26 protein-coding genes and 1 tRNA gene are annotated in these 25,575 nt (G+C 67.4%); 8 read left to right on the forward strand and 19 right to left on the reverse strand.

Translation table 11 applies throughout. The features are described from left to right. Positions 1-65 precede the first annotated feature (65 nt). Both ACF8O7_RS07535 and ACF8O7_RS07540 read left to right on the forward strand, forming a co-directional pair. Positions 66-1,460: an MFS transporter gene (locus ACF8O7_RS07535; protein ID WP_392442941.1), complete on the forward strand. Its 1,395-nt coding sequence runs from the start codon at positions 66-68 to the stop codon at positions 1,458-1,460. Further along, a complete protein-coding gene (locus ACF8O7_RS07540) occupies positions 1,432-1,851 on the forward strand; it encodes a DUF4440 domain-containing protein (protein ID WP_392442944.1) in 420 nt (139 codons plus the stop codon). The genes ACF8O7_RS07535 and ACF8O7_RS07540 overlap by 29 nt, the downstream gene beginning before the upstream one ends. A 49-nt stretch (positions 1,852-1,900) precedes the next feature. Here the strand turns inward: ACF8O7_RS07540 and ACF8O7_RS07545 are convergent, their stop codons facing one another. From ACF8O7_RS07545 to ACF8O7_RS07565, 5 genes are all read right to left on the reverse strand, one after another. After that, a complete protein-coding gene (locus tag ACF8O7_RS07545; protein WP_034365713.1) occupies positions 1,901-2,317 on the reverse strand; it encodes a GNAT family N-acetyltransferase in 417 nt (138 codons plus the stop codon). 104 nt (positions 2,318-2,421) lie between these two features. Continuing rightward, positions 2,422-3,375 carry a glycosyltransferase family 32 protein gene (locus ACF8O7_RS07550; RefSeq protein ID WP_392442947.1) on the reverse strand — a complete coding sequence of 318 codons (954 nt, stop codon included), beginning with the start codon at positions 3,373-3,375 and terminating at the stop codon, positions 2,422-2,424. Then, positions 3,372-4,409 carry a glycosyltransferase family 2 protein gene (locus tag ACF8O7_RS07555; protein WP_392442948.1) on the reverse strand — a complete coding sequence of 346 codons (1,038 nt, stop codon included), beginning with the start codon at positions 4,407-4,409 and terminating at the stop codon, positions 3,372-3,374. Before ACF8O7_RS07555 ends, ACF8O7_RS07550 begins: the two co-directional genes overlap by 4 nt. Beyond that, positions 4,406-5,527: a glycosyltransferase gene (locus ACF8O7_RS07560; protein ID WP_074922569.1), complete on the reverse strand. Its 1,122-nt coding sequence runs from the start codon at positions 5,525-5,527 to the stop codon at positions 4,406-4,408. The genes ACF8O7_RS07555 and ACF8O7_RS07560 overlap by 4 nt, the downstream gene beginning before the upstream one ends. Further along, positions 5,524-6,792 (reverse strand): O-antigen ligase, encoded by a 1,269-nt coding sequence (locus tag ACF8O7_RS07565; protein WP_047468084.1) that lies wholly within the window; start codon positions 6,790-6,792, stop codon positions 5,524-5,526. Before ACF8O7_RS07565 ends, ACF8O7_RS07560 begins: the two co-directional genes overlap by 4 nt. Positions 6,793-6,922: 130 nt before the next feature. On the opposite strand from ACF8O7_RS07565, the gene ACF8O7_RS07570 reads away from it, so the two are divergent. Beyond that, positions 6,923-7,783 (forward strand): capsular polysaccharide synthesis protein, encoded by an 861-nt coding sequence (locus ACF8O7_RS07570; RefSeq protein WP_016448584.1) that lies wholly within the window; start codon positions 6,923-6,925, stop codon positions 7,781-7,783. 31 nt (positions 7,784-7,814) lie between these two features. Here the strand turns inward: ACF8O7_RS07570 and ACF8O7_RS07575 are convergent, their stop codons facing one another. The 4 genes from ACF8O7_RS07575 to radA all read right to left on the reverse strand — a co-directional run bounded on the left by ACF8O7_RS07575 (position 7,815) and on the right by radA (position 11,047). Further along, positions 7,815-8,024 (reverse strand): zinc-finger domain-containing protein, encoded by a 210-nt coding sequence (locus ACF8O7_RS07575; protein WP_012202256.1) that lies wholly within the window; start codon positions 8,022-8,024, stop codon positions 7,815-7,817. Positions 8,025-8,145: 121 nt separating this feature from the next. Next, entirely contained in the window at positions 8,146-9,084 is a 939-nt protein-coding gene (locus ACF8O7_RS07580; RefSeq protein WP_016453623.1) for a branched-chain amino acid transaminase, read from the reverse strand. 44 nt (positions 9,085-9,128) lie between these two features. Then, complete coding sequence (locus tag ACF8O7_RS07585) at positions 9,129-9,578, reverse strand: glycerate kinase (protein WP_392442950.1); 450 nt, start codon at positions 9,576-9,578, stop codon at positions 9,129-9,131. Positions 9,579-9,661: 83 nt separating this feature from the next. Next, complete coding sequence (gene radA, locus ACF8O7_RS07590) at positions 9,662-11,047, reverse strand: DNA repair protein RadA (protein WP_016448587.1); 1,386 nt, start codon at positions 11,045-11,047, stop codon at positions 9,662-9,664. A gap of 142 nt (positions 11,048-11,189) precedes the next feature. Here radA and ACF8O7_RS07595 point away from each other — a divergent pair. Beyond that, positions 11,190-11,266 (forward strand) — tRNA-Met (locus ACF8O7_RS07595). 68 nt (positions 11,267-11,334) lie between these two features. Here ACF8O7_RS07595 and ACF8O7_RS07600 read toward each other — a convergent pair. Next, positions 11,335-12,150 (reverse strand): siderophore-interacting protein, encoded by an 816-nt coding sequence (locus tag ACF8O7_RS07600; protein WP_017407487.1) that lies wholly within the window; start codon positions 12,148-12,150, stop codon positions 11,335-11,337. A gap of 96 nt (positions 12,151-12,246) precedes the next feature. Here ACF8O7_RS07600 and ACF8O7_RS07605 point away from each other — a divergent pair, with 96 nt between their 5' ends. Continuing rightward, a complete protein-coding gene (locus tag ACF8O7_RS07605; protein ID WP_016448589.1) occupies positions 12,247-12,687 on the forward strand; it encodes a MarR family winged helix-turn-helix transcriptional regulator in 441 nt (146 codons plus the stop codon). On the opposite strand, the gene alr is transcribed toward ACF8O7_RS07605, so the two are convergent. Further along, a complete protein-coding gene (gene alr, locus ACF8O7_RS07610) occupies positions 12,688-13,791 on the reverse strand; it encodes an alanine racemase (RefSeq protein WP_047218852.1) in 1,104 nt (367 codons plus the stop codon). Between the two features lie 134 nt (positions 13,792-13,925). Between alr and lplT the strand changes: the two genes are divergently transcribed. Beyond that, on the forward strand, positions 13,926-15,227 hold the full coding sequence (lplT, locus tag ACF8O7_RS07615; protein WP_016448591.1) for a lysophospholipid transporter LplT: 1,302 nt from the start codon (positions 13,926-13,928) through the stop codon (positions 15,225-15,227). A 63-nt stretch (positions 15,228-15,290) separates the two neighbouring features. After that, complete coding sequence (locus ACF8O7_RS07620; RefSeq protein WP_016448592.1) at positions 15,291-16,190, forward strand: DMT family transporter; 900 nt, start codon at positions 15,291-15,293, stop codon at positions 16,188-16,190. 27 nt (positions 16,191-16,217) lie between these two features. Here ACF8O7_RS07620 and ACF8O7_RS07625 read toward each other — a convergent pair whose 3' ends face one another. The 8 genes from ACF8O7_RS07625 to ACF8O7_RS07660 all read right to left on the reverse strand — a co-directional run bounded on the left by ACF8O7_RS07625 (position 16,218) and on the right by ACF8O7_RS07660 (position 23,961). After that, entirely contained in the window at positions 16,218-16,736 is a 519-nt protein-coding gene (locus ACF8O7_RS07625) for an AmiS/UreI family transporter (protein WP_016448593.1), read from the reverse strand. Positions 16,737-17,059: 323 nt separating this feature from the next. After that, entirely contained in the window at positions 17,060-17,926 is an 867-nt protein-coding gene (locus tag ACF8O7_RS07630; protein ID WP_034365703.1) for a ProQ/FinO family protein, read from the reverse strand. 84 nt (positions 17,927-18,010) lie between these two features. Beyond that, a complete protein-coding gene (glcF, locus tag ACF8O7_RS07635) occupies positions 18,011-19,261 on the reverse strand; it encodes a glycolate oxidase subunit GlcF (RefSeq protein ID WP_016448595.1) in 1,251 nt (416 codons plus the stop codon). 61 nt (positions 19,262-19,322) lie between these two features. After that, positions 19,323-20,105 carry a YoaK family protein gene (locus tag ACF8O7_RS07640; protein WP_012202244.1) on the reverse strand — a complete coding sequence of 261 codons (783 nt, stop codon included), beginning with the start codon at positions 20,103-20,105 and terminating at the stop codon, positions 19,323-19,325. A 25-nt stretch (positions 20,106-20,130) separates the two neighbouring features. Continuing rightward, positions 20,131-21,270, reverse strand: a complete 1,140-nt coding sequence (glcE, locus tag ACF8O7_RS07645) for a glycolate oxidase subunit GlcE (protein ID WP_392442954.1) — start codon at positions 21,268-21,270, stop codon at positions 20,131-20,133. Between the two features lie 192 nt (positions 21,271-21,462). Beyond that, on the reverse strand, positions 21,463-22,836 hold the full coding sequence (gene amt / locus ACF8O7_RS07650; RefSeq protein ID WP_026062912.1) for an ammonium transporter: 1,374 nt from the start codon (positions 22,834-22,836) through the stop codon (positions 21,463-21,465). Between the two features lie 31 nt (positions 22,837-22,867). Continuing rightward, positions 22,868-23,206 (reverse strand): P-II family nitrogen regulator, encoded by a 339-nt coding sequence (locus ACF8O7_RS07655; protein ID WP_012202241.1) that lies wholly within the window; start codon positions 23,204-23,206, stop codon positions 22,868-22,870. Between the two features lie 23 nt (positions 23,207-23,229). Further along, a complete protein-coding gene (locus ACF8O7_RS07660) occupies positions 23,230-23,961 on the reverse strand; it encodes a TorF family putative porin (protein ID WP_016448601.1) in 732 nt (243 codons plus the stop codon). Between the two features lie 463 nt (positions 23,962-24,424). Between ACF8O7_RS07660 and ACF8O7_RS07665 the strand changes: the two genes are divergently transcribed. After that, positions 24,425-25,575 (forward strand): type VI secretion system Vgr family protein (locus tag ACF8O7_RS07665; protein ID WP_392442956.1); only part of this gene is annotated, 1,151 nt, incomplete at its 3' end.

Genomic DNA, 25,575 nt, shown 5'->3' on the forward strand with positions numbered 1-25,575 from the left:
TCCAGCATAGCCCCATCGACGTGGCCGCCCGCGCTCTTTAGTCTTGCCCCTCCTGAAAGCGCAAGATGACATACCGATACCGCCTGGCCACCGTTTTCCTGATGGGTTTCTTCGTCGACTGCATCAACATCTTCATGCCCGCCGTCGCGCTGCCCACGATTGCGGCCGAGTTCCATGTTGGCATCTCGGCCGGAGCCTGGGTGGCCAATGCCTACATGCTGGGACTGACGCTGGCCATTCCCCTTGCCCCCTGGCTGGCCGACCGCTGGGGCGCGCGCGGGCTGATGGCGGGCTCCATGCTGGCCTTCGCCCTGGCCGCCTGGGCCTGCGGCGAGGCGGGCAGCTTCGGCCAGCTGGTGGGCTGGCGCTTCATCCAGGGCATGGCGGGCGGCCTGGTGATTCCCGTGGGCCAGGCCCTGGCCTTCAATCGGTTCCAGGGACCGGAGCGCGCGCGTGTCTCCACGCTGGTCATGGCCGTGGCGCTGATCGCACCGGCCCTCTCGCCCTGGCTGGGCGGGCTGATCGTGGACCACGGCTCCTGGCGCTGGGTGTTCCATTCCAATATTGCGCTGGCCCTGGCCGCAGCGGGCCTGGCCTGGCTGTGGGTGCGCGATGCACCGGCCACGGCCCGGCAGCGGCCCGACCTCAAAGGCCTGGTGCTGGTCAGCGCCGCGCTGGCCGCCTGGCTGCTGGGCATGTCGCTCTATGGCGCAGGCCAAGGCTCGGGCCAGGGCCAGGGCCTGGCGCTGGCCTGGCTGGGCATGGCGGCGGGCCTGGCCTTCACGGTGCTGTATGCCCTCCATGCCCGCAAGACGGCCCACCCCATTGTGGAACTGCAACTGCTCAAAAGCCCGCGCCTGCGCATGTCGGTGGCCGTCTACCACGCCATTCCCGGCGTGTTCACGGGCGTGAACCTGCTCAACATCTTCTACCTGCAGGACATGCTGCACCTGAGCGCGCAGGCCACAGGCCGATTCATGATGGTCTACGCAGGCGGCGCCCTGGTGTCCATGCTGGTGGGCGGCCGGCTGTACAACCGCGCGGGCGCACGGCCCCTGTTCATCGCCAGCATGGTGCTGCACAGCCTGGGCATTGCGGCGCTGGCCGCCGTGGCGGCCCCTGCCGGCACCTGGCTGCTGGCGGCCGCCTACGGGCTGATGGGCCTGGGCGGCGGCCTGGGTGCCAATACCGCGCAGACGACGGCCCTGCTGGACTTCGACGGCCGGCAGACGCAGCAGGCCAGCGTGATCTGGAACCTCAACCGGCAGATGGCCTTCAGCGTGGGCGCTGCGTTCTTCCTGATGGTTTTCAACATGCTCGCCACCCGCCTGGACGCAGGCCGGGCCTATCACATGACGTTTCTGATCGCATCGCTGGCAGGGCTTGTGCCCCTGCTGCACCTGCGATCGCTGCACACCCCCGAGGACCACCATGCAAGACAACAAGCCCATCGACCGTGACATTGACATCGGCATCGCCGAACGCAGCATCCACCAGGTGCACGAGCTGATCCACACCGTCTTCACCCAACCAGCGGGCGCACAGGCCGCGCTGCAGGCGCTGATGCCGCAGTTCAGCCCGGAGTTCAGCATGGTGACCACCACGGGCAGACTCGTCGGCCTGGACGATGTGGAACAGATGTTCCGGCGCGCGGCCGGCCAGCGGCCAGGGCTGGAGATATGCGTCTGCGACATGCAGCCCATATGGCGGGACGCGGCCGGCCTGGCCATGCGCTACCTGGAAACCCATCGCCTGGACGGCGTGGAGACTTCGCGCCGCTCGGTGGTCATCCTCAAACGTGCGGGCCAAGGGGTGCTGTGGCATTACCTGCATGAGACGGCAATGGGCTGATGGCTCTACGGCAGGAAGCGAGAATGCGGGGCCCTTTGGATTGCCGAATTCAGCCCCGCTCACTCTTTCTTGAATACACCTTCAGACCCCGGCTCTCACCAAAGCCGTGCTGCTCCAAAAGCAGGGCAGCCTGGGGATTGAGGGCCTCTGCATAAATGGTGGTGTGGCCGACATCCTGCAGGAATTTCTGCATGAGGAGCCTGCCGATACCCCGCCGCTGCAGCCCGGGGTCCACGACGATTTCACTGAGGTGCGTGACCATGGCGCCGTCGGTGAAGCCGCGCAGGAAGCCGACAGCACTGCCGGTGGTCGTCGCCAGCAGGTAGTAGGAGGCACTGAACATCTGCCGAAGCAGGCCTTCCGGATAGCTGCTGCCCCAGCCATTGGAGACGTATATCTTCTCTATATCTTTGAAATACGCATCGATATTGTCCTGGCGCTTCAGGATGGCGTAGTCCTGGTGCATATGCATCTCCCCCATTCAAACGCAATGCCACGATGATGGCGCATCGGCACAGGCACATCGTCGCGGCCCGGTTATGGCTCGCAATGGAAGGCGATGAGCGGGAATCAGCCCCGCAGATAGCGGTCGGCGATGCTGCCGGGCACGTAGAGGCCGCGCTCCAGGTAGAAGTCCAGCTTCTTGCGGTCGGGGGCGCGCAGCTTGATCAGCGGCACGGGCGCCTGTTCGGCGCGCGAGAACATCAGGCGGATCTTGAGCGGGGTGCGGCCCCAGTTACCCTGCACGTGCAGGAAGAAGGGGCCGTCCTCGGCCTTGGCCAGCCGCAGGCGGTAGCTGCCACCGGCGCGCAGCACGCGCTGCATGGCCAGGTGCATACTGAGGTAGGCGGGCATGTCGATGCCCTGGCGCAGTTGTTCGTAATCGCCGGCCTGCTGGAGCTGGGCGATATAGGCCTCGCCCGTCTGCGGCAGGACCTGCTCCACGTATTCCTTGTGCAGGGCCGCGATGAAGGCGCTGCCCGGGGGCGCGGCCATGAGCCAGTTCTCGACCACGGGCACCTGCAGGTCGCGGGTGTAGCGCTCCAGGTAGTAGGCGACGAGATCGGCGCCGCTGCGCTGCTGCTGCTCCAGCAGCCAGTCCAGCGGCTCGGTGAGGATGGTGCTGGCGTCCAGCCAGATGCCGCCGTGGCGGTGCAGCAATTCCAGGCGCAGCCAGTCCGAGCGCTTGGCCACGGGCAGCTGCTGCAGGTTGCCGGGCAGTTGCGGCACGTATTGCGGCAGTTGCGCGTCGTTGAGGATGCGCAGGCTGTAGCCGGGGTTCAGGCGGGCCCAGTTGTCAAAGCAGCGCTGTATGAGCAGCGGCACCGAGTCGCCATTCCAGTAGGCCCAGATGATGCGGGGAATGGGCGTGGAGACCGGCACGGGCGCCGCAGGCCCGATGTCATGGCTGCGGAAGTCGGGCGCGGGGCCCTTCTCCAGGCGGCGTGCGAAGGTGGCGTAGAAGCGGCGCATGCCGGCCGCCAGCCACAGCTCGCCCCGGGTTTTCAGTTTCAGGCCGCTCATGCAGGGGCTCCCGGTGTTCCCAGCTGCTGCGCGCGGCGCTCCCAGCTGCGCAGCTTCCATGCGCGCAGCCACCAGCCGCGCCGCAGATAGGCCTGGCGCAGGGCCGGCAGGGACAGCGGGGAGATGCGGCCGAAGTCCGCCAGGAACTGCTGCGCCAGCGCCTGCCGCTGCGCGGGCGGCATGTCCCGCTGCCGGTCGAGAAAGCGCAGGGCGCCGATGAGGTTGCGCGCAGCCTGGTGCGCCCAGGCGAACTGCAGGCGCCCGTCGTTGCGCAGCGCATCATCTTGCAGGGCTTGCACGGCCTGCGCCAGCGGCCACAGGGCGGCGGACTGGTCTGCCGCCTTGGCAGGCGTCATGGAGGCAAGGATGGAGTTGGCACGCTGCCGGTAGGCCACCCAGGGCTGGGGGTGGTAGTAGAAGCTGCTGCAGCGCAGCGCCATCTGCGGCATGGTCATCATGTCTTCGAAATAGCGGCCTGCAGGAAAGCGCAGGCCGGCATCCCACAGGCTGCGGCGCGAGATCTTGGACCAGGCATGCAGCTGGCCCGTGCGCAGCAGGCCGGCCAGCAGGGCGCCCCGGTCCTGCGAGCGCTGCAGCGTGGGGCCCTGGAAGCTGTGCCGGTGCGCCTCGCCGCGCAGGCGGTGCTTGAGGCGCGGGGCCTCGCGCCAGACGGAGAAGTCGCAGAGCACGGCATCGGGCGCATGTTGTTTCACGATGGCCGACAGCCCGGCAATCGCGCCGGGCAGCAGCTTGTCGTCGGAGTCCAAAAACCACAGGTAGTCGCCCGTGGCCGCATCGATCATGGTGTTGCGCGCCGCGCTCAGGCCGGCGTTGCGCTCATGCTGCATGAGCTGCAGGCGGCCGGGCCAGCGCTGGTCCAGCTGCTGCATCAGGGCCCAGGAGCCATCGGTGGAGCAGTCGTCCAGCACCAGCACCTGCACGCCGGCATCGGCCTGGTCCATGACGGACTGCAGGCATTCCTCCAGGTAGGGCAGCACGTTGTAGACGGGCACCAGGATGCTGAGCCAGGTCACGGACGCTCCCCCTGCAGCAGGCGGGCGAACAGGTCTTCGTACTGGCCGGTCATGCGCTGCAGGCTGTAGTGCGACAGGGCTTCCTGCCGCGCGGTGGCGGCCATGCGCACGGCGGCCTCGTCATCCTGCAGCGCCTGCTGCAGGGCGTCGGCCAGCGATTCAGGGTCGGCGTGTGCGGCCAGCAGGCCGTTGTCGCCGGGCCGCACCACTTCCTGCACGCCCACCACGCGGCTGCCCACCACCACGCAGCCCGCCGCCATGCCCTCCAGCAGGGACAGGGGCATGCCCTCGTAGTGCGTGGACAGCACGCAGACGCGGTGCGCGCGCAGCAGGCCGGGCACGTCGTTGCACATGCCGATGAATTGCACCTGGTCCTGCAGGCCCAGTTCGGCGCTGAGCCGCTGCGCCGCCTGCTGGGCGCGCGCCTTGCCGCCGCCGGCCAGGGTCAGCGTGGGCTTGAGGCCGCGCTGGCGCAGCACGGCCAGCGCGCGCAGCAAGGTGGCATGGTCCTTTTGCCGCGCAAAGCGCGCGGCCATGACGATGTCCGGGCGGCGCTGCAGCAAGGGGGGCGGCTCCTGCAGATAGGGCTCGGGCCGGATGCCGTTGCTGATGGCCATGAGCTTGGCCGCAGGAAATCCACGGTCCTGCAGGCTCTGGCGCACGCCTTCGGAGCAGCCGACGATGGCGGCCGTGCGCTCGGTCAGCCACAGGGCCTGCGCCAGCCGCCAGCGCGTGTAGCGCTCGCGCGAGTTGTGTTCCACATGCACCAGGCAGGGCACGCCGGCCCACAGCGCGGCAAATCGGCCCCACAGGTGGTCGCTGAACCCATGGGCGACGACGATGTCCGGCCGGAAGTCCAGGCAGATGCGGCGCAGCTGCCAGACGGTGGCGGCATGGGACCAGCCGGCGACCACGTCGACATCGATGCCGCCGTCGCGCAGCTTCTGCACGCGTTCATCGGAGGTATTGCGCTTGCGCCGCAGCACCAGCCGGGCGTCGAAGCGGCCCGACGCGCGGTGCGCCGACACCAGGTCCACCGCCACCTGGGTGGCACCCGAGAAGCCGCCCGTCACGAAGTGCAGCACCCGGGGCCGGGCCGTGGTGGCGCGGTCCGTCACCGCACGGCTCCGCTGGCCCTTTCCAGGCCATGCAGCGATGACCACAGGGCCACCACGAGGAAGACGAAGAAGACGATGCCGCTGTTGTGCACGAAAAATTGCTGTGACATGCCGAACGCCAGGTACATGGCTGGCATCAGACTGCCCAGGATACGCAGCAGCAGGGCCTCGCGCCAGGGGGTGCTGTCCGCAGGCCACAGCGCCATGCGCCGCCGCGAGGGCCAGAACAGCCACAGCAGCGAGATGAACAGTGCCGCCTGCAGCAGCACGCCCGGCACGCCGAGCTTGACCCAGATGTCCAGGAAGTCGTTGTGGATGAAGTTGTATTCGCGGATGGAGCGTCCATAGTCACCCGCGTCCACGCGCCGGTGCATCTCGTCCACATAGCCCTGCATGCCCCAGCCCAGCAGGGGCTTCTCGCCGATCATCTGCACGGCCAGCCGGTACTGCTCCAGCCGGGTGCCCAGCGAGGTGTCGGAGTTGCCGGCATGAAGGTAGTTGCTCACATCCAGGTAGACCTCGTCGACGCGCTCGCTGACGCGGGGTATGAAGGCCATCACGGTGGCCAGCGCCACCACGATTGCAGCGCAGCCCAGCAACAGGCGCCCGAAGTACTGCGGGCGGTACATGCGCACCAGCACCATCAGCATGAGGAACATCGGCAGCAGCGCCAGCCAGCCCCCCCGCGAGCCCGACAGCAGCGAAGCCAGCGCACCCATTGCAGCGGCCGCCAGCACCAGCAGGCGCCACAGCAGGGAGCGCTGGTGCCAGAAGGACATGGCATAGATGCAGGAGAAGCAGCCCAGCAGCAAGGCCATGTTGCCCCACTGGATGGCATTGGTGTAGCCCGTGGCCCGCTCCATGCCCAGCACGCAGACCTGCCACAGGGCCATGAAGCCCGCGCCTGCGCTGCCCAGCGGTATGCCCCACAGGAAGATCCGCGCCGTGGGCGGGTAGCACATGGCGAACAGCAGGCTGACCGCGCCCAGGATGAATTTCACGGGGCGGTCGAACTGACCGGTGCCCCCGTCCAGCACGGACAGGTGGTACCACATCACCGCCATGCCCATGAACAGTGCCACCAGCAGCCAGGTGCCAGGCGACTGCCTGTACCGGACCCAGCGGGGCAGAAAACACAGGGCGCCCAGGGCCATGAGGCCCGCGCCATAGGAATAGCCCGAACGCAGCCACAAGGCCAGTCCGGGCACCAGAACAGCGGCCAGGGTCGTGAGGAGCCCTGGCAGCTTCGACTTGTCAAATCTCATCAAGACCGCGACTTTCTGCCCCAAAATGCGGGCATTCCGCTTTCCATCCGCTATGAAAAAAATTCCTGCGGTCTTATTCAGGCTGCTCCATCGCTGGGCAGCCCCTTCCAAAATCGGCGCAGATTACACCATGCCCGCGCCCTTGCAGCTGCCCCCATCGCCCCCGGCAGCCGATGGTCTTGCAGCGGACATCCCGAAGACGATCTGGACGTACTGGAACCAGTCCGGCCTGGACCCTTTCGTCCAGCAGTGCGTGGACAGCTGGCGGCGGCAATGCCCGGATCACCAGGTCATCGTCGTGACACCAGAGAGCCTGGGCCAGTACGTGGCCTGCGGCGACCTTCCCGCGGCGTTTGCCGAACTCCACCCCACCAAGCAATCGGACTGGCTGCGCCTGTATCTGGTGGCGCACCACGGCGGCTACTGGTTCGATGCCACCACGCTGCTGACCGCGCCGCTGGACTGGATGGGCGCCGGCGCAGGCGCCGCCGAGCTGACCGGCTTCTACCTTGAGGGCTTCACCAGGGACAGGCGCTACCCCGTGATCGAAAGCTGGTCATTCTGCGCTCCGGCCGGCTCGCGCTTTGTATCGGAATGGCAAAAGGAGTTTCACCAGGCGCTGATCGTGGAGGGCCCTGCGGCCTACCTGCAGCGCCTGCAGTCGCGGCCCGACGCCGCCGAGGTGCTGCAGGGCATCCCCGATCCAAATTACCTTCTGATCCATGTGACGGCCCAGCAGGTGATGCGCCGGCTGCCCGATGCCCGGCTCACGCTGTTCAAGGCCGAGGACACTGCCTTCTTCTACCACCGCGCCCTGCGCTGGAAGTGGTACCTGCTCTACCCCCAGCTGTGCCTGGCGAAGGCGCCGCAGGTGGCGGCGCCCATCGTCAAGCTGCGCGGCGGGGAACGGCGCCATTTCACGGACATGCTGGCTTTGCACGGAGGTGCTGCGCCAGACAGCATCTGGAGCCGCGCGCTTTCGGCGCGCTGAGACACGCAAAGCGGGCCGAGGCCCGCTTTGCTCAATGCCCGCCTGCGAAGACTTCGCCGGCCTTCAGGCGGTACAGCGTGCCGCAGTAGGGGCACTTGGCTTCGCCGGTGTGGGCCACGTCCAGGTAGACCTTGGGATGGCTGTTCCACAGCTTCATGTCGGCCTTGGGGCTGGGGCAGAACACGCCGCCCTGGGCGTTGAGGTCCTTGGCCGCCAGTTCGACGGTGGCATTCGTTGTCATGCTTGCTTATCTCTTTCGTGGGTATCTGTCATTTTCATCGCCGGGCCGCCCCAAGATGAAAAGCACCCCCTCGGGGGGCAGTGGACCTTGCAAAGCAAGGGTAGCGTGGGGGTCATTTTTCTCAGACCCGAGTCAGCCAATGGGCGTACTTGGGGTTGCGTCCGTTGACGATGTCAAAGAAGGCCTGCTGGATCTTTTCGGTCAGGGGGCCGCGGCTGCCCGCGCCGATCTCGATGCGGTCCACCTCGCGGATGGGCGTGACTTCGGCGGCCGTGCCGGTGAAGAAGACTTCATCGGCGATGTACAGCTCGTCGCGCGTGATGCGCTTTTGCACCACCTCCAGGCCGAGGTCCTTGCAGATGTGCATCACGGTATTGCGCGTGATGCCGTTGAGCGCGCCGGCCGACAGGTCGGGCGTGTAGACCACGCCGTCCTTGATGACGAAGATGTTCTCGCCCGAGCCTTCGGAGACGAAGCCCGAGGCGTCCAGCAGGATGGCCTCGTCGTAGCCGTCGTCCAGCGCCTCGGTGTTGGCCAGGATGGAGTTGGTGTAGTTGCTCACCGCCTTGGCCTGGCTCATGGTGATGTTCACGTGGTGGCGCGTGAAGCTGGAGATCTTGACGCGGATGCCGCGCTGCATGCCTTCCTCGCCCAGGTAGGCGCCCCAGGCCCAGGCAGCCACCATCAGGTGGATGGTGTTGCCCTTGGGCGAGACGCCCAGCTTGCGGTCGCCGATCCAGGTCAGCGGGCGCAGGTAGCACGATTCCAGCTTGTTGGCACGCACGACCTCCACCTGGGCCTGGTTCACCGCTTCCTGGGTGAACGGGATCTGCATGCGCAGGATCTTGGCGCTGTTGAACAGTCGCTTGGTGTGGTCTTCCAGGCGGAAGATGGCCGGCCCCTGTTCGGTCTTGTAGGCCCGAACGCCCTCGAATGCGCCGCAGCCGTAGTGCAGCGTGTGGGTCAGCACGTGGATCTTGGCATCGCGCCAGTCCACCAGCTGTCCATCCATCCAGATCTTGCCGTCACGATCGGCCATCGAGGGAACAACGGGGCTCATAGAAACATCCTTGGGGGTATTGAACAGAACACCAACCCGCTATTTTAGGGCGCGGGGGCTGCCTCGGGGGCCGCCGCCGTCGTCTCGGGTTGCGGTTCGGGTTCGGGCGTGGGGCGCACCAGGGTCCACTTCACGAGCCGGCCATGCATGAACTCGCAGGTCACATGGGATTGCGTGCCGTCGGTCCAGCGGTAGATCTCGGGATGCTGGCCGTCTTCGGACAGGCGCTCGCCCAGGGAGCGCGTCATGGCCACCACGTGCATCAGCGAGACCTTGGGCTTGAGCTTGACGTTGAGCATCACGGCGCTGCCCACATAGCCCATGGGACGGTCCGAGGCCTTCTTCATGATGGACATCAGCCGCGTGAAATGCAGCAGCAGCCACATCATGATGCCGCCGCCCACGGCAACCACGCCCATCCAGCCATAGGACTGGTGCGCAGCCACCAGCAGTACGAGCAGACCCAGGGGAATCAGGATATTGCGCAAATTCATGGCGCCGATTGTCTTATGGAGGTGCCGCAGGACCGCTGCGGACAGTGCGTATGCCCCCGCAATGCGCTCGGCAAGGCAGTGCCTCAGCCCATCCCTCGGACGATGTTCATGGCTTCGTCCACGCGCTCCACGGCATGCACGGTCAGGCCGGGAATGGCCTTCTTGGGCGCATTGGCCTTGGGCACCACGGCCATGGTGAAGCCGAGCTTGGCGGCTTCCTTCAGGCGCTCCTGGCCGCGCGGCGCGGGGCGCACTTCGCCGGCCAGGCCCACTTCGCCAAAGGCCAGGAATCCCTTGGGCAGGGCGCGGCCGCGCAGGCTGGAGGTGATGGACAGCATGACGGCCAGGTCGGCCGCAGGCTCGCTGATGCGTACGCCGCCCACGGCGTTGACGAAGACATCCTGGTCCGCGCAGGCCACGCCCGCATGGCGGCTGAGCACGGCCAGCAGCATGGCCAGCCGGTCCCGGTCCAGGCCCACGGACAGGCGCCGGGGCGCGGGGCCGCCCTGGTCGACCAGGGCCTGTATTTCCACCAGCATGGGCCGCGTGCCCTCCAGCGTGACCAGCACGCAGGAGCCCGGCACCGGCTCGCTGTGCTGGGACAGGAAGATGGCGCTGGGGTTGGTGACGCCCTTGAGGCCCTTCTCCGTCATGGCGAAGACGCCGATCTCGTTGACGGCACCAAAGCGGTTCTTGATGGCGCGCACCAGGCGGAAGTTGCTGTGCGTGTCGCCCTCGAAGTAGAGCACGGTGTCCACCATGTGCTCCAGCACGCGCGGGCCGGCCAGGGCGCCTTCCTTGGTCACATGGCCGACCAGGATCACGGTGATGCCCGTGGTCTTGGCCGCGCGCGTGAGGTGGGCCGCGCATTCGCGCACCTGGGCCACCGAGCCCGGCGCCGAGGACAGCTGGTCCGAGTACACGGTCTGAATGGAGTCGATGACGACCACGGCCGGCTGCGTGGCCTCCATGGTGGCGAGGATCTTCTCCAGCTGGATCTCGGCCAGCACATTGACCTGGCTGGCCTCCAGCCCCAGGCGGCGCGAGCGCAGCGCGACCTGGGCACCGCTTTCCTCGCCCGTGACATACAGCGTGGGCAAGCCCACGCGGTGCAGCGCATCCATGGCCTGCAGCAGCAGGGTGGACTTGCCGATGCCGGGGTCGCCACCAATCAGCACCACGCCGCCTTCGACAATGCCGCCGCCCAGCACGCGGTCCAGCTCCTCGATGCCGCTGGGCGTGCGCGCCACGTCCTGGGCCTCGATGGCCGACAGCGGCATCACGGCCTGGGCATTGGCCAGGCCCGCATAGCCCTGCGGCTGGCTGAGCCGGTTCTTGCCCGCGCCCGCAGGCTCGGCAACGGCCTCGATCAGCGAATTCCAGGCCCCGCAGGCCGGGCACTTGCCCAGCCAGCGCGGGCTGGAGCCGCCGCAGGCATTGCAGATGAACGTGGTTTTGTCTTTGGCCATGGGTTGGGCACTATACCGAGCGGTGGCTGCCGCCCCGCCCGCCTGCCTGTTGTCTAACGCAGTTGCGTGACAAAGAGATATCGGTTATAGTTGCCTTCTTCGCTGCACAAAATGCGGTGAAACGAAATTACTGCGGAATTACCGCGCGATGGAGCAGTCTGGTAGCTCGTTGGGCTCATAACCCAAAGGTCGGAGGTTCAAATCCTTCTCGCGCAACCACCACGAAAAAAAGCCCACTTCGGTGGGCTTTTTTTCGTCTGTGCCTTTCTTGCTTTTCTCCACGCAGGTCAGCTGGGATCGTTCAGGTCTTCATGGTGGTCTGCCTGGCCCTGCTTCCAGTACGAGGCCACGCGCATGCGCTTGGGCGCGGCGCCCTTGGCCAGCAGCAGGCGCCGCAGCTCGGCCATGGCGCTGTGCTCGCCCGCCGCCCAGATATATCCGTCGTCGTCCTGGGGAAGCTCCAGCGCCTGCACGGCGTCGGCCAGCGATTCGACCCAGGCACAGTCCAGCTGGGCCGTGCTCTTCCACTGGCGGCGGTCGGCAGGGTTGCGCAGCTGCACGCGCACCACGGCGCGGCTGCCGGCGGGCAGCTCGGCCAGGCGCCGCTCGATGGCGGGCATGGCGGTCTCGTCGCCGAACAGCCAATGCCATGGCAGGTTGGCCGAGATCACCAGGCTGCCGCGCGGCCCGGCCAGGCCCACCCACTGGCCCAGGGGCGCGGTCAGCGCCCATTCAGTGGCGGGGCCTGCATCGTGCAGTGCGAAATCCATGATGAGGTTCTGGCGCGCAGCGTCGTAGCGCAGCGGCGTGTAGTCGCGCAAGGTGGGGCGCTCGTCCTCCACGAAGGTGGGGCGGCCATCGAGCAGCACGGGAAGCGCGGGCAGTTCGCGCCCGGCCTGCGGCAGGATGAGCTTGACGTGGTCGTCAAAACCGGCGCTCACGAAGTCCTCCAGCTCGGGTCCGCCCAGGGTCAGGCGCACAAAGCCGGGGCTGGGCTGCTCGCGCGAGAGCAATTGCACATGGCGGGCGCGGAACGGATGGCGGACACGGTGGACGACGGGGGCAGGCGCCACGGCAGAGTTGGCTGGATTGGGCAAGTTCATTGGCGAAACGGCCTGTGACGGCCTAGAATGTTGATTTAGTCCACCAATTCTCTGTCATCCGTTGACTTTGTCAACATATTTCCACAAGACCCTGCCATGAATGCCTCCCTGCCCGCCGATATCTTCGAGGCCATGCACGAGCTGCTGCACCTGTTCCGCTCGCGCATGCGCGAGGACATGGAGTCCATGGAGCCCGGGCTGACGCCCAACGAGGTGCGCGTGCTGATGTACGTGGGCCGGCACCCGGGCCGCACGCAAAGGGATCTGGTCGACCACAGCCACATGGACAAGGCCCAGCTCGCGCGCATGCTGGCGCAGCTGCAGGAGCAGGGATGGCTGGACCGCGAACCGGACGCCCGCGACCGCCGCGTGCGCTGCCTGAGCCTCAGCCCCCAGGGCCAGGCCCTGTTCGACCGGCTGCGCCAGTCGCGCCAGGCGCTGGCGGCGCGGCTGCTCAAGGATTGGGAGCCTGCCGCGCAACAGCAGATGATGGCGCTGCTGGAGCGGGCCAGGGACAGCGTCCAGGCCGCGCCCTGATCAATCGACGGCCTTGTTCACGCGCGGCGCGACGGCGCACATGAGTTCATAGCCCAGCGTGCCGGCCGCCTCGGCCACCTCGTCGATGGGCAGCACGGCGCCGTTGCCGGCGCGGCCCCACAGCGTGACTTCGCTGCCCATGCCGGCATCGGGCACGGGCGTCAGGTCCACGGCCAGCATGTCCATGCTCACGCGGCCCAGGGTGCGGGTGCGCACGCCGTCGACCAGCACGGGCGTGCCGGTGCCGCAGTGGCGCGGATAGCCGTCGGCATAGCCGCAGGCCACGGTGCCCAGGCGCACGGGAGCTTCGGCCGTGAAGCGCGATCCATAGCCCACGCTCTGCCCCGCAGCCAGCTGCTGCACGCCGATGATGCGCGAGCTCAGGGTCTGCGTGGGCTGCAGGCCCCAATGGGCCGCCGTGTGCTGCGGATAGTCGGGCGAGCTGCCGTACAGCACGATGCCGGGCCGCACCCAGTCGCAGCGCACCTGGGCATCGTCGCCATGGCGCAGCGTGGCGGCACTGTTGCCCACGCTGCGCTCGCCGGGCAGGTCGCACGTGGCGTCGTGAAAGCGCTGCAGCTGCGCGGAGATGCCCGACTGGCCAGCGCCTGCGTCGGCATCGCTGAAGTGGGTCATGAACGAGATTTCCTCCACCTGGGGCAAGGCATTGAGCCGGGCCCAGGCCGCGCGAAAGCGCTCGGGCGTGAAGCCAAGGCGGTTCATGCCGGAGTTCATCTTGAGGAAGACGCGGTGGCCGTTCTGCGTCTTGTGCGCGGCCAGCCAGTCGATCTGGGCGTCGCAATGCACGGCATGCCAGATGGACAGGCGCGAGCAAAGCTCCAGGTCGCGCGGCTCGAACACGCCCTCCAGCAGCAGGATGGGGCCGCGCCAGCCCAGCTGGCGCACGCGCTCGGCCTCGGCCAGGTCCAGCATGGCGAAGCCGTCGGCGCCGCGCAGGGCCTCGAACACGTTTTCGATACCGTGGCCATAGGCGTTGGCTTTGACCACGGCCCACAATTTGGCATCGGGGACCGCTTGCCGCACCCGCTCCAGATTGTGGCGAAGCGCGGCGGAATGGATGGTGGCAAGAATGGGACGCGGCATGGTTTTCACTCAGTCAGAAGCTTGGGATTCTGGCACTGCCGGCCAAAGGCCGCGTGATATAACCGCCAGTCACTTGCCACGGGGCCCTTATTTAACCGGTCAGCAGCCCTGCGGCTGACCCCATCTGCCTATCCATGAAGCGCGGTTTCTACACCATCATGTCAGCGCAGTTCTTCAGCTCGCTGGCAGACAACGCCCTGTTCGTGACCGCCGTGGAACTGCTGCGCACCAATGGCGCCCCCGAGTGGCAGCGCGCCGCCCTGGTGCCCATGTTCGCGCTGTTCTACGTGATCCTGGCCCCCTTCGTCGGCGCCTTTGCCGACGCCCTGCCCAAGGGGCGGGTGATGTTCATCAGCAATGCGATCAAGATCGTGGGCTGCCTGATGATGCTGTTCGGCAACCATCCGCTGATCGCCTACGCCGTGGTCGGCCTGGGCGCAGCGGCCTACTCGCCCGCCAAGTACGGCATCCTCACCGAGCTGCTGCCCGCCTCCCAGCTGGTCAAGGCCAATGGCTGGATCGAGGGGCTGACCATCACCTCCATCATCCTGGGCGTGCTCGTGGGCGGGCAGTTGCTGAGCCCGGGCATCTCGACCCATCTGCTGGACTTCGACCTGCCGCTGCTGGACACGGGCGTGGACACTGCGGCCGAAGCGGCGATTGCCGTGCTGGTCGGCGTCTATGCGCTGGCCGCCTGGTTCAACCTGCGCATTCCGCTGACCGACACCATCCTGCGCCCGCTGCGCCAGGACCCCAGCAAGAGCCTGCTGGCCAACACCCTGGCCCTGCTGCCCGACTTCTGGACCTGCAGCCAGCGGCTGTGGGGGGACAAGTTGGGCCAGATCTCGCTGTCCACGACCACGCTGTTCTGGGGCGTGTCGGGCAATCTGCGCTACATCGTGCTGGCCTGGGGCGCGGCGGCCCTGGGCTACGGCACCTCCCAGGCATCGGCCCTGGTGGGCGTGGTGGCCATCGGCACGGCGGCAGGCGCCATCCTCGCATCCATGCGCATGCGGCTGGACAACGCCACGCGCGTCATTCCGCTGGGCATCACCATGGGCCTGCTGGTGATCGCCATGATCTTCATCCACAGCGTGTGGGTGGCCATTCCCTTCCTGATCCTGCTGGGCGGCCTGGGCGGCTTCCTGGTCGTGCCCATGAATGCGCTGCTGCAGCACCGCGGCCACAACCTCATGGGCGCGGGCCGCTCGATTGCCGTGCAGAACTTCAACGAGCAGGCCTGCATCCTGGCGCTGGGCGCCTTCTATGCGCTGTCCACCAAGTTCGGGCTGTCGGCCTTTGGTGCCATCACGGTGTTCGGCCTGGTGGTGGCCGGCATCATGTGGCTGATCGGACGCTGGCACAGGAACAACCTGCGCCAGCATCCCGAGGAAGTCGAGCGCCTGCTGGCGATTGCCCGCAAGGATTGCCACTAGCCTGCCCTTGTCCCCACGGCGTCCGGAGCAGGCCTTGCCTGCCCGGGCGTTTTTCATTGCCCCATGCATAGCCCGCTGCCCGTTCTCGCCCTGCTGTTCAACACCCTGGTCTGGGGCCTGGCCTGGTGGCCGTTCCGCGCCATGCACGAGGCTGGCCTGCATCCGCTGTGGGCCACGGCGCTGATGTATGCCCTGGTGCTGGCGGGGCTGGTGGCGCTGCGCCCGGCCAGCCTGCGCCAGGCGCTGCAGTACCCGGCCCTGATCCTGCTGGGCGCATGCGCGGGCAGCAACAACATCGCCTTCAACTGGGCCGTGACCATTGGCGACGTGGTGCGCGTGGTGCTGCTGTTCTATCTGATGCCCGCATGGTCGGTGCTGCTGGCCTGGAGGCTCCTGGGCGAGCGGCCCACGCCTGCTGCGCTGACGCGGCTGCTGCTGGCCTTTGGCGGGGTGGCGCTGGTGCTGGTGCCCGAGGGCACATTCAGCGGCGGCTCGCCCGGGCTGCTGCGCGGCCTGTCGCTGGCCGACGGCCTGGCACTGTTCGGCGGCTTCACCTTCGCGCTGACCAATGTGCTGCTGCGCCGCCTGCAGGCCGTGCCGGCGCAGGCGCGCATGCTGGCCATGTTCAGCGGCTGCATGGCGATGGGCCTGTTCAGCGCCTTTGCAGGCAGCAGCGTGGGCCTGGTGCCGCCGCTGCCGGCTCCGCAGGCCGGCTGGATGCTGATCGCCGCCGGCCTGGCCGTGCTGCTGATGCTGGGCAACTGGGCGCTGCAGTTCGGCGCCGCGCGCCTGCCGGCCGGCGTGACGGCCGTGGTCATGCTGGCCGAAGTGGTGTTCGCCAGCGTCTCCTCGGTGCTGATTGCAGGCGAGGTGCTGACGCCGCGCACGCTGCTGGGCGGTGCCTGCATCATCGCGGCCGCGCTGCTGTCTGCGCTGGCGCATGCACGACGGCGTGGGGCTTGACGCCCTGCCCGCACCAACGCTGCGCAATCAGCCCGTGAGCTGCCCGGCCAGCAGCAGGTAGCCCGGCAGCCAGCCCGTGAGCACGCCCTGCGCAATGCACAGCGTGCCCGTCATGCGGCCGATGTTGCGGCCCAGGGCCAGCAGCATGAAGAACATGGCCCACAGCACGGCCCAGGCCGCCCAGTTGGCGGCCATCCACCAGTCGATGGCAGTGCGGGCGCCGATCAGCGAATCGATGGCCACCGGCACGGCCGTGATCGCCACGAAGAGGCTGAACCAGCCCAGGCCCCGGCCATCGGCCCCCGTGAAGCGGTTGATGGCCACCCACAGGTAGGTGAAGGCGAACAACAGGGTGAGCGCGCCGGTCTTGACCGAGGCTGCATCAGGCTCGGGCCCGAAGGCCGAGGCCAGGCCGATGATCAGCGAGACCAGGCCCGCGAACACGTTGATGACCCAGATCTCCCGGTCGGCAATGCGCCCCAGCATCCACAGGCCATTCAGGCACAGCACGGCGCCCACGTAGAACAACGACAAACCCAGCCACATCGCAAGTCTCCTTTTGCTTTTTTGCTTTTGAAGTGCCTTGCGCGCCCTTGCCAGACCACGGGAACGAGCGCGCACGGCAAGGCGCCGCCGCCCCGTGGCCGGGTGCAGCGGCGTCCGTGAAACAGTTCATCCCCGGGCCCGCCCCTGGTGGGCATCTGCGTGCTGGCGGAAGGGTCCGCTGCAGAGATGCCGCCTGTGATCCAGGGCAGGTGCACCGGCGCGGCCCTTGCCGGGCACGCGGCGGTGGAGTGTGCCGGCAGGCGGTGCTGCCGGTCTTTGGCGCCGGTCTTTGGCGCCGGTCCTTGGTGCCGGTCCTTGGTACCTCAGGCCGCCTGCGTCTGCAGGCGGCGGCGGGCGCGTTCCAGCTGCTGCGCCACCTGGCGCGGGTTCATGCCGTACATGTCGGCAAAGCCGGCTTCGGTGGTCTGGCCGCTGGCCTCGAAGGCGCGCAGCAGAGCTTCGTCTCGTGCAGAACGCGCATCGGCTTCGGCCAAGGCCTCGGCCACCAGGGCGTTGGTGGCCTCGTCACGGCCCTGCACGCGCGCCGCATAGTCGTCGCGGGACAGGCCCGAGGCCTCGTAGGCGGCGATGATGCGGTTGCGCAGCTTGGGCGCCAGGTCCTCGGGCGAGCGGTGCTGGCGGCGGCGAAAGACTTCGATCAGCGCATGGTGCACATGCTCGGGCGCCATGGGCTCGACCGATTGGCCCTGCAGGTCATGGCGCGCCTGGCCGCTGGCCACCACGGTGAGGTAGCGGCTCGAGCGTGTGTGCTGGGACAGGGCCAGCTTGAGCTGGTCGCGGTCGATGGCTTCGGGATGGGCGGCCAGCAGGTCCTCGAAGATGCCGCGCTTGAGCGGCAGGGGCTGCTCGCCGAACAGGTTCGGATGCCATTGAGCCAGTTGCGCCAGCAGCGGGTGCTGGGTGCGCACAGGCCTGGATGCGGGAGCCTCGGCACTGCCGGCCGCGCCGGTTGCGGCGTCGGCGACGGGCTCGGTGGCCTTGCCCTTGTTGCGGCCACGTCCGCCGCGGCGCGAGCGCTTGCGGCCCTGGCCATCGGCGCTGGCTGCAGCCTGCGGCTCGGTGCCGGCAGCGGCGTCCGCCGGCAGCGCGGCGCTCTGTTCTTGCGGTTCAGACACGGATTCAGTCATGGCGGAGCACGTGGGCTTGGAGAAAACGAAACCCCGCATCATGCCAGCATTGCAAAGGCTTGCGCGGGCATAGTCCCCACGGCGTCGCGCATGCGGCACAGATGCGCGGGTGTTGCCCGGGTGGCATCAGGCCGGCAGGGCCTCGTCCAGCACCTCGATCCAGTGGCGCACCGGCACGTCCGTTCCGTTTTGCAGATGGACGATGCAGCCCATGTTGGCCGAGAGGATGGCTGCAGGCCGCCGGGCATCGAAGCCTTCGGTCAGTGCGCCGATCTTGCGGTCGCGCAACTGGTGCGAGAGTTCGGGCTGCAGCACCGAGTAGGTTCCCGCCGAGCCGCAGCACAGGTGCGACTCGGTGCGCGCCACGCGCAGCTCGAAGCCCAGCCTGGCCAGATGGGTTTCCACGCCGCCGCGCAGCTTTTGCCCGTGCTGCAGCGTGCAGGGCGGGTGGTAGGCCATGGGCGCGGCCGGCGCGCGCACCCTGCCCTGCAGGCGCTCGGCCAGCTCGGGCAGGAGCTCAGGCAGCAGCTCGCTCAGGTCGCGCGTGAGGGCGCTGATGCGGGCTGCCTTGTCCGCGTACTGCGCATCGTCCTTGAGCAGGTGGCCGTATTCCTTGACGGTGACGCCGCAGCCCGAGGCATTCATGACAATGGCCTCCACCGCGCCGCTGTCCACCTGGGGCCACCAGGCGTCGATGTTGGCGCGCATCTGCGCCTTGCCGCCTTCCTGGTCGTTGAGGTGGAATTTCACGGCACCGCAGCAGCCGGCGTTGGGAGCGATCACGGTCTGTATGCCGGCCGCATCCAGCACGCGCGCCGTGGCGTAGTTGATGCGCGGCATCATCGCGGGCTGCACGCAGCCGGCCAGCAGCAGCACCTTGCGCGCATGCTCGCGCACGGGCCAGCGGCCCGCGTCCTGCGGCTGGGGCACTTTCTCGGCCAGGACTTCGGGCAGCAGGCCGCGCACGGCCTGTCCCAGCTTCAGGGCCGGGGCGAACAGCGGCGAGTTCAGTCCCTCCTTGAGCGCCCAGCGCCTGGCGCGCTCGCCGAAGGGGCGCGGCACCTGCTCCTCGACGATCTTGCGGCCTATGTCCACCAGGTGGCCGTACTGCACGCCGCTGGGGCAGGTGCTTTCGCAGTTGCGGCAGGTCAGGCAGCGGTCCAGGTGCTGCTGGGTGGCGCGCGTGGGCGTCCCGCCCTCCAGCACCTGCTTGATCAGGTAGATGCGGCCACGCGGCCCGTCCAGCTCGTCGCCCAGCAATTGGTAGGTCGGGCAGGTGGCCGTGCAAAAGCCGCAGTGCACGCACTTGCGCAAAATGGCTTCGGCCTCCTGGCCCTCGGGCGTGGCGCGGTACTGGGGTGCGAGTTGGGTCTGCATGGTGGGGCTCTTGTTGTATGGGTATCCGGGAACGGTCAGGCACGGCAGCCGGACACGGCGGTCATGCGCGAGGCGCGGCCCGCCGGCCCAGCAGCAGGGGCAACCGCGCACGGTCGGCCCACAGCGGCGGCAGGGACAGCAGGCACAGCACCACGGCCAGCGGCACGACGAAGACGAAGCCCAGGTGCCTGAAACCCAGCGCGCCCGCAATGCCGCCCAGCAGGAACATGGACAGCAGCCCTGCGAACAGCCGCAGCCGCACATGGTTGGCGTGGACCCGGTGCTCGGGCGGGCTGCCATGGCGGTTCCAGTAGAGGGCTCGGCCCAGCTCCATGCCCAGGTCGGTGATCACGCCCGTCATGTGCGTGGTGCGGATCTGCGAGGACGACATCTTGGTCACCGTGGCGTTCTGCAATCCCATGATGAAGGACAGCAGCAGCACGGCCAGCGGCACGGCGAACGGCGTGGGCCAGGCCAGCATGGCCGCGCCCAGCACGCCGAAGAGCAGCATCAGCGCGGCTTCCAGCAGCAGCGGCAGCGCATAGCTGCTGCGCAGCCGGTGGTGGCGCGCCCAGTTGACCAGCAGCGACGTCGCGGCCGCGCCGCACAGAAAGGCCAGCAGCGCGCCGCAGGCACTGAGCACCAGCGCCGTATTGCCCAGCACCAGGTTGTCGGCCAGCAGCGAGACAAAGCCCGTCATGTGCGAGGTATAGGAGTGCACCAGCAAAAAGCCGCCCGCATTCACCGCACCCGCATTGAAGGCCAGCAGCAGGCCCAGCGTGCGGTTGCTGGCCACCGTGCGGTGCCGGTCCGTGAGCAGGTGCAGGTGGTGGCGCATGCGCATGGGCGGAGCCAGGCGTTGGCCCGGCCTACCAGGCGGCGGCCAGCCGGCCGCGGTTGAAGATGCCCGCAGGATCGAAGGCCTGCTTGAGCCGTGCATGCAGCGCGGCCGTGGCATCGGCCGCCTGGGCGTCGAAATCGGGTTCGGCGCCGGGCTGGTCTGCGGCCTCGGCGCGGAACAAGGTGGCCGATCCGCCCGCTGCTTTTGCCAGCGTGCACAGCGCATGGCCCAGCGCACGCGGCGCCTGTACCCAGCGCAGTGCGCCGTGCCATTCGATCAGGGGCCCCGTGCAGCCGTCAGGCAGCGCAAGCACCGGCGCCGTCTGCGGCACGGACAGGCGCCACAGCGCATGGCCCGGTGCGCGTGCGGTGAACCAGGGCAGCTGGTGCTCCCGGCAGGCCTGCCAGTCGGCCGCAGCGCTGTGCATGCGCTCGCCCCCCAGGCGCCCGCAGGCCGCCTGCACGGCGGCACGCGCACCGCGCAGGCGCAGGTACAGCACGCCCTGGGCCGCGCTGTCTTCCTGCAGCCAGCAACTGGCATTGAGCGGCAGCGGCTGTCCGCCCCAGGCATTGAGCCAGTCCAACGCCTGCTGCTGCGTGCATTCGAAGCGCAGCGTGGCCTCGGCCGGCGCCACGGGCAGCACCTTGAGGCTGACCTCGGTGATCAGGCCCAGCGTGCCCCAGGAGCCAGCCATCAGCCGCGAGACGTCGTAGCCCGCCACGTTCTTCATGACCTGGCCGCCATAGCGCAGCAGCTCGCCCTGGCCGTTGATCATCTCCAGCCCCAGCATGAAGTCGCGCACGGCACCCACGCTGGCGCGCGAGGGGCCCGACAGGCCGGAGGCCACCATGCCGCCCACGGTGGCGCGGCCATCCGCTCCCTCGAAATGCGGAGGCTCGAAGGCCAGGCACTGGCCCTGGGCGGCCAGCAGGGCCTCGACCTCGGCCAGCGGCGTGCCGGCGCGTACGGTCACGACCAGCTCGCTGGGCTCGTAGCTGACCACGCCGGCCAGCGTCCGCGTGTCCAGCAGTTCGCCCTGCAGGGCCAGGCCGTGAAAATCCTTGGTGCCGCCACCGCGTATGCGCAGCGGCGTGGCGTCGGCCGCCGCGGCGCGCACGCGCTCGGCGATCTGGATGAGTTGGCTTTGGGCTGAATCCATGGCCTGCATGGTAGCGGCTGGGCCCTTTTGCGCCTCGGTGCGGGCCCGTGAATTTTTTGAACGGCGCGCTTGAAGTTCTGCGGGCGGCGCAAAACAGCAGGGACGAAAAGGCAAAGACGCCATCTCTGCAGCGGCTCCAAAGCAAAAAAGGCCCCGGTGCAAGCACCGAGGCCAATCCGCAATGAACTCCCTGGAAACCGATCAGCGGTAGTACGCCACCTCGCCGTGCGTGGTGATGTCCAGGCCCTGGCGCTCGGACTCTTCGCTGACGCGCAGGCCGACGACCAGGTCGCAGATCTTGTAGGAGATGCCAGCCACCACGCCGGACCAGACGATGGTCAGCAGCACGCTCTTGACTTGCACCCACACTTGATGGCCCATGTTGAAGTTTGCCGGCTCGATGCCGCCCAGGCTGGAGGCGCAGAACACGCCGGTCAGGATGGCGCCCAGGATGCCGCCCACGCCGTGCACGCCGAACACGTCGCAGACGTCATCGACCTTGAGCAGCTTCTTGAGGCCGGACACACCCCACAGGCAGACGGGACCGGCAATCAGACCCATGACGATGGCGCCCATGGGGCCCACGAGGCCGGCCGCCGGGGTGATGACCACCAGGCCGCCCACGGCGCCCGAGGCGGCACCCAGCATCGAGGCCTTGCCCTTGTGCAGGGCTTCGGCAGCCAGCCAGGAGATGGTGGCGGCGCCCGTGGCGACGATGGTGTTGATGAAGGCCAGGCCGGCGATGCCGTTGGCAGCACCTGCCGAGCCGGCGTTGAAGCCGAACCAGCCCACCCACAGCAGCGAGGCACCGACCATGGTCAGCGTCAGGCTGTGCGGAGGCAGGGCCTCACGGCCGAAGCCGATGCGCTTGCCCAGCATGTAGGAACCCACCAGTCCAGCGATACCGGCGTTGATGTGCACCACGGTGCCGCCTGCGAAGTCCAGCGCGCCGTCCTTGCCCAGCAGGCCGCCGCCCCAGACCATGTGGGCCATGGGGATGTAGCTGAAGGTGAACCACAGCACCGAGAACAGGATCACGGCAGAGAACTTGATGCGCTCGGCGAAGGCGCCGACGATCAGGGCCACGGTGATGGCGGCGAACGTGGACTGGAAGGCCACGAACACGTACTCGGGAATGGTCGGCAGTGCGCCGGCCAGCGTGTCGGGCGCAATGCCCTTGAGGAAGATCTTGCCGAAGCCGCCGAAGAAGTTGCCTTCGCCCGCAAAGGTCAGCGAGTAGCCGTAGACGGCCCACAGCAGCGTGATCAGCGAGAAGATCACGAACACCTGGCACAGCACGGACAGCATGTTCTTGGTGCGCACCAGGCCGCCGTAGAACAGTGCCAGGCCCGGGATCACCATCAGGATCACCAGCATGGTCGAGGTCAGCATCCAGGCCGTGTCACCGGCGCTGAGCGCGGGGGCCGGCGCCTCGGCTGCGGCCGCGGCGGCGGGGGCTGCCGCAGCGGCCGCATCGGCAACGGCTGCAGCGGCGGCGGGCTCCTGTGCCAGGGCAGCGGCGCCTGCGGCCAGCAGGCCCAGCCCCAGGCCCATGGAAAGAAGTCGTTTGGTCATGGCAGTCTTTCGGGAAACGTGGGGTTGAAACTCACAGTGCGCTGTCGCCGGTCTCGCCGGTACGGATGCGGACGGCCTGCTCGATGGGCAGCACGAAGATCTTGCCGTCACCGATCTTGCCGGTGCGCGCAGCGGCCTCGATGGCATCGATCACCTGGTCCACCAGCGCGTCGGGCACGGCGGCCTCCAGGCGCAGCTTGGGCAGGAAATCGACCACGTATTCCGCGCCGCGGTACAGCTCGGTATGGCCCTTTTGGCGGCCGAAGCCCTTGACTTCGGTCACGGTGATGCCCTGCACGCCGATGTCGGAGAGCGCCTCGCGCACCTCGTCCAGCTTGAAGGGCTTGATGATGGCGGTCACCAGTTTCATGATGCTTAGCTCCTCAGGTCCGGTTACAGGGTCTTGGTCAGCGTCACGATCAGGCGGGCCTTGTTGACGTCACCAAAGTAAGACTTCTTGTTCGCACCCGTGACGGCCGCGCCCAGCGACACGCCGTCGCCGAAATCGTAGGCACCGCCCACGCTGTAGTCCATATAGTTGGGCACGCCCAGGCCCTTGATGTCGCTGGCAAAGCGCGTAAAGCCCAGCGAGGCCTTCACGGTCACCTTGGGCATGACTTCCTTGCTGAAGCCCAGCCACAGGTAGCCGGTGTTGCGGCCCGACAGGCCCGAGCCGGCTTTCTCGCCCGCCCAGCCGAAGTAGTCCTTGGATACGGTGTGCGAATACTTGGCCGTGAACGGGCCGTACGTGGCCGCGCCATACAGCTCGGTGGTGTTGCCGCTGGAGTTTCCCGAGTACAGGTATTGCAGGGCCCCGAAGTCCAGGTCCACCTCGCCGGCCTTGAACTTGTAGCCACCGTAGAAGTCGGTTTCCAGGGAGTTGCCCGGCAGCCAGTCCACGCTGGAGTTCCAGTTGCCGATGTACCAGCCGCTGTCGCCGAAGGTGTAGTCGAAGCCGCCTTGCAGGGCAGGCTTGACGGCCTTGTTGCGTCCCGTGTCCTGGTCCTGTCCGCGGAACTTGTAGTTCGTCGTCAGGGACACATTGGCCGTGAGCTGGGCGTGGGCCCAGAGCGGAGCGATGGCGACACAGGCGATGGCGAGCGACTTGAGGCTGGCACGGGACATGGGATCCTCCGGTTTGAAAAATTTCGTGACAACCGGGTTAAGCACGGACCGTGCCAGTCTTTTCTGCCGGGTGGGGCGCCTTCCGGCCCACCAATGCAGCACCGCAGCATCCTCCCATGCACCGGCTTTGTGCAGAAGTTCTGCACCGTTACGGTGATAGCGGTCGCTCACATGGTATCTCACCAAAAATGCACCAAAAAAGTGCAAATGCTTTCATGCCCAGTACAGCACATTCCCAGGTCGCCTGCCACAGCACATGATCAGCCAAGTCTGGATTACCTGATTTTGGAACATGCCTGATTGGATAGCCTGCCATTCAAATACATGCCTGTATCCAAGATGGGAAATTGCTTACATTTACAGGATGTATCTGACCCTGCATTTGATTGCCCTATAGCCATCGGCTTGTCTATGATCCCCGCTCACCAAGAGACGGGAGGCCGCCCCCAGGGCGGTTCATACAATGACACGCCGAGTCACCATCCATACGCCATTGGGCGATGAACTGCATTTCCGTGAATTGCGCGGCCAGGAAAACATCAGCCAGCTTTTCAGCCTCGATGTGGAAATGCTCAGCGAAAACGAAAGCATCGATCCCAAGGCCCTATTGGGCAAAAACGCCACCATAGAAATAGAAACCCAGGGCGGCGGCAGGCGCTTCATCGACGGCATCGTCACCCGCTTTGGCATGCAGGGCCAGGACCACCGCCACTACGCCTACAAGGCGCGCCTGAGCCCCTGGCTGTGGCTGGCCACGCGCAAGAGCGACTTTCGCATCTTCCAGAACCAGACCGTGCCCGACATCATCGAGCAGGTATTGGGCGTCTATGGCCATCCAATGCAAAGGAAACTCACGCGCGCCTATCGCAGTTGGGATTACTGCGTGCAATACAACGAAAGCGATTGCGACTTCGTCTCGCGATTGATGGAGCACGAAGGCATCTACTATTTCTTCGAGCACGCATCGGGCCGGCACACCCTGGTGCTGTGCGACGACATCATTGCCTCGCACGGCGCATTGCCCGGCGGCGAATCCATTCCCTTCTATCCCCCGGAAAAAGCCGCCGCAGGCGATCAGGAAAACATCCACACCTGGCAGCTGGAGCAGGAAATCAAGCCGGGCCGCCATTACATCGACGACTACGACTTCAAAAAGCCCCGGGCCGAACTGTCCCACATGCGCCGCGATCCACCGGGCCATGCGCACGACGGCCATGAAACCTACGAATGGCCGGGCGGCTACACGGAGTACGGTGATGGAGATGCCTACATCCGCGTGCGCCTGAAGCAAGGCCTCACGGGCCACAGCCGGGTGCGGGGCCAGTCCTGCCACCGGGCGCTGGCCACGGGCTACACCTTCAGCCTCTACAACTACCCGCGCGGGGACCAGAACCGGCAGTACCTGATCACCGGCCTGAGCTACCACCTCAAGGAGAACCCCCGCGTCAGCGCCGTCGCCCCGGGCGCCAAGGGCAGCGCCGCCGAAGACGGCTCCTTCCAGCGCTACGAACTGCAGGCCCAGCCCACCAGCCTGGCCTTCACGCCGCCGCGCACCACGCCCAAGCCGCGCACCACGGGCCCGCAGACTGCCGTCGTCGTGGGTCCGGCCGGAGA

Origin of the sequence: Delftia sp. WSY_16 (assembly GCF_043104415.1) — a bacterium.
GTDB classification, from domain to species: domain Bacteria; phylum Pseudomonadota; class Gammaproteobacteria; order Burkholderiales; family Burkholderiaceae_C; genus Comamonas; species Comamonas tsuruhatensis.

Bases quoted from the DNA above. Each gene is read 5' to 3' on its own strand.
- ACF8O7_RS07570 (WP_016448584.1), top strand. From the start codon at position 6,923: ATGCCCGCGCCCTTGCAGCTGCCCCCATCGCCCCCGGCAGCCGATGGT.
- ACF8O7_RS07545 (WP_034365713.1), bottom strand. From the start codon at position 2,317: ATGCACCAGGACTACGCCATCCTGAAGCGCCAGGACAATATCGATGCG.
- ACF8O7_RS07580 (WP_016453623.1), bottom strand. From the start codon at position 9,084: ATGAGCCCCGTTGTTCCCTCGATGGCCGATCGTGACGGCAAGATCTGG.
- ACF8O7_RS07640 (WP_012202244.1), bottom strand. From the start codon at position 20,105: ATGCGCATGCGCCACCACCTGCACCTGCTCACGGACCGGCACCGCACG.
- alr (WP_047218852.1), bottom strand. From the start codon at position 13,791: ATGCCGCGTCCCATTCTTGCCACCATCCATTCCGCCGCGCTTCGCCAC.
- ACF8O7_RS07600 (WP_017407487.1), bottom strand. From the start codon at position 12,150: ATGAACTTGCCCAATCCAGCCAACTCTGCCGTGGCGCCTGCCCCCGTC.
- ACF8O7_RS07540 (WP_392442944.1), top strand. From the start codon at position 1,432: ATGCAAGACAACAAGCCCATCGACCGTGACATTGACATCGGCATCGCC.
- ACF8O7_RS07655 (WP_012202241.1), bottom strand. From the start codon at position 23,206: ATGAAACTGGTGACCGCCATCATCAAGCCCTTCAAGCTGGACGAGGTG.
- ACF8O7_RS07660 (WP_016448601.1), bottom strand. From the start codon at position 23,961: ATGTCCCGTGCCAGCCTCAAGTCGCTCGCCATCGCCTGTGTCGCCATC.
- ACF8O7_RS07585 (WP_392442950.1), bottom strand. From the start codon at position 9,578: ATGAATTTGCGCAATATCCTGATTCCCCTGGGTCTGCTCGTACTGCTG.
- ACF8O7_RS07625 (WP_016448593.1), bottom strand. From the start codon at position 16,736: ATGTGGCTGGGTTTGTCGTTGTTCTACGTGGGCGCCGTGCTGTGCCTG.
- ACF8O7_RS07620 (WP_016448592.1), top strand. From the start codon at position 15,291: ATGCATAGCCCGCTGCCCGTTCTCGCCCTGCTGTTCAACACCCTGGTC.
- ACF8O7_RS07535 (WP_392442941.1), top strand. From the start codon at position 66: ATGACATACCGATACCGCCTGGCCACCGTTTTCCTGATGGGTTTCTTC.
- lplT (WP_016448591.1), top strand. From the start codon at position 13,926: ATGAAGCGCGGTTTCTACACCATCATGTCAGCGCAGTTCTTCAGCTCG.
- ACF8O7_RS07630 (WP_034365703.1), bottom strand. From the start codon at position 17,926: ATGATGCGGGGTTTCGTTTTCTCCAAGCCCACGTGCTCCGCCATGACT.
- ACF8O7_RS07550 (WP_392442947.1), bottom strand. From the start codon at position 3,375: ATGAGCGGCCTGAAACTGAAAACCCGGGGCGAGCTGTGGCTGGCGGCC.
- amt (WP_026062912.1), bottom strand. From the start codon at position 22,836: ATGACCAAACGACTTCTTTCCATGGGCCTGGGGCTGGGCCTGCTGGCC.
- ACF8O7_RS07575 (WP_012202256.1), bottom strand. From the start codon at position 8,024: ATGACAACGAATGCCACCGTCGAACTGGCGGCCAAGGACCTCAACGCC.
- glcF (WP_016448595.1), bottom strand. From the start codon at position 19,261: ATGCAGACCCAACTCGCACCCCAGTACCGCGCCACGCCCGAGGGCCAG.
- ACF8O7_RS07605 (WP_016448589.1), top strand. From the start codon at position 12,247: ATGAATGCCTCCCTGCCCGCCGATATCTTCGAGGCCATGCACGAGCTG.
- ACF8O7_RS07565 (WP_047468084.1), bottom strand. From the start codon at position 6,792: ATGAGATTTGACAAGTCGAAGCTGCCAGGGCTCCTCACGACCCTGGCC.
- glcE (WP_392442954.1), bottom strand. From the start codon at position 21,270: ATGCAGGCCATGGATTCAGCCCAAAGCCAACTCATCCAGATCGCCGAG.
- radA (WP_016448587.1), bottom strand. From the start codon at position 11,047: ATGGCCAAAGACAAAACCACGTTCATCTGCAATGCCTGCGGCGGCTCC.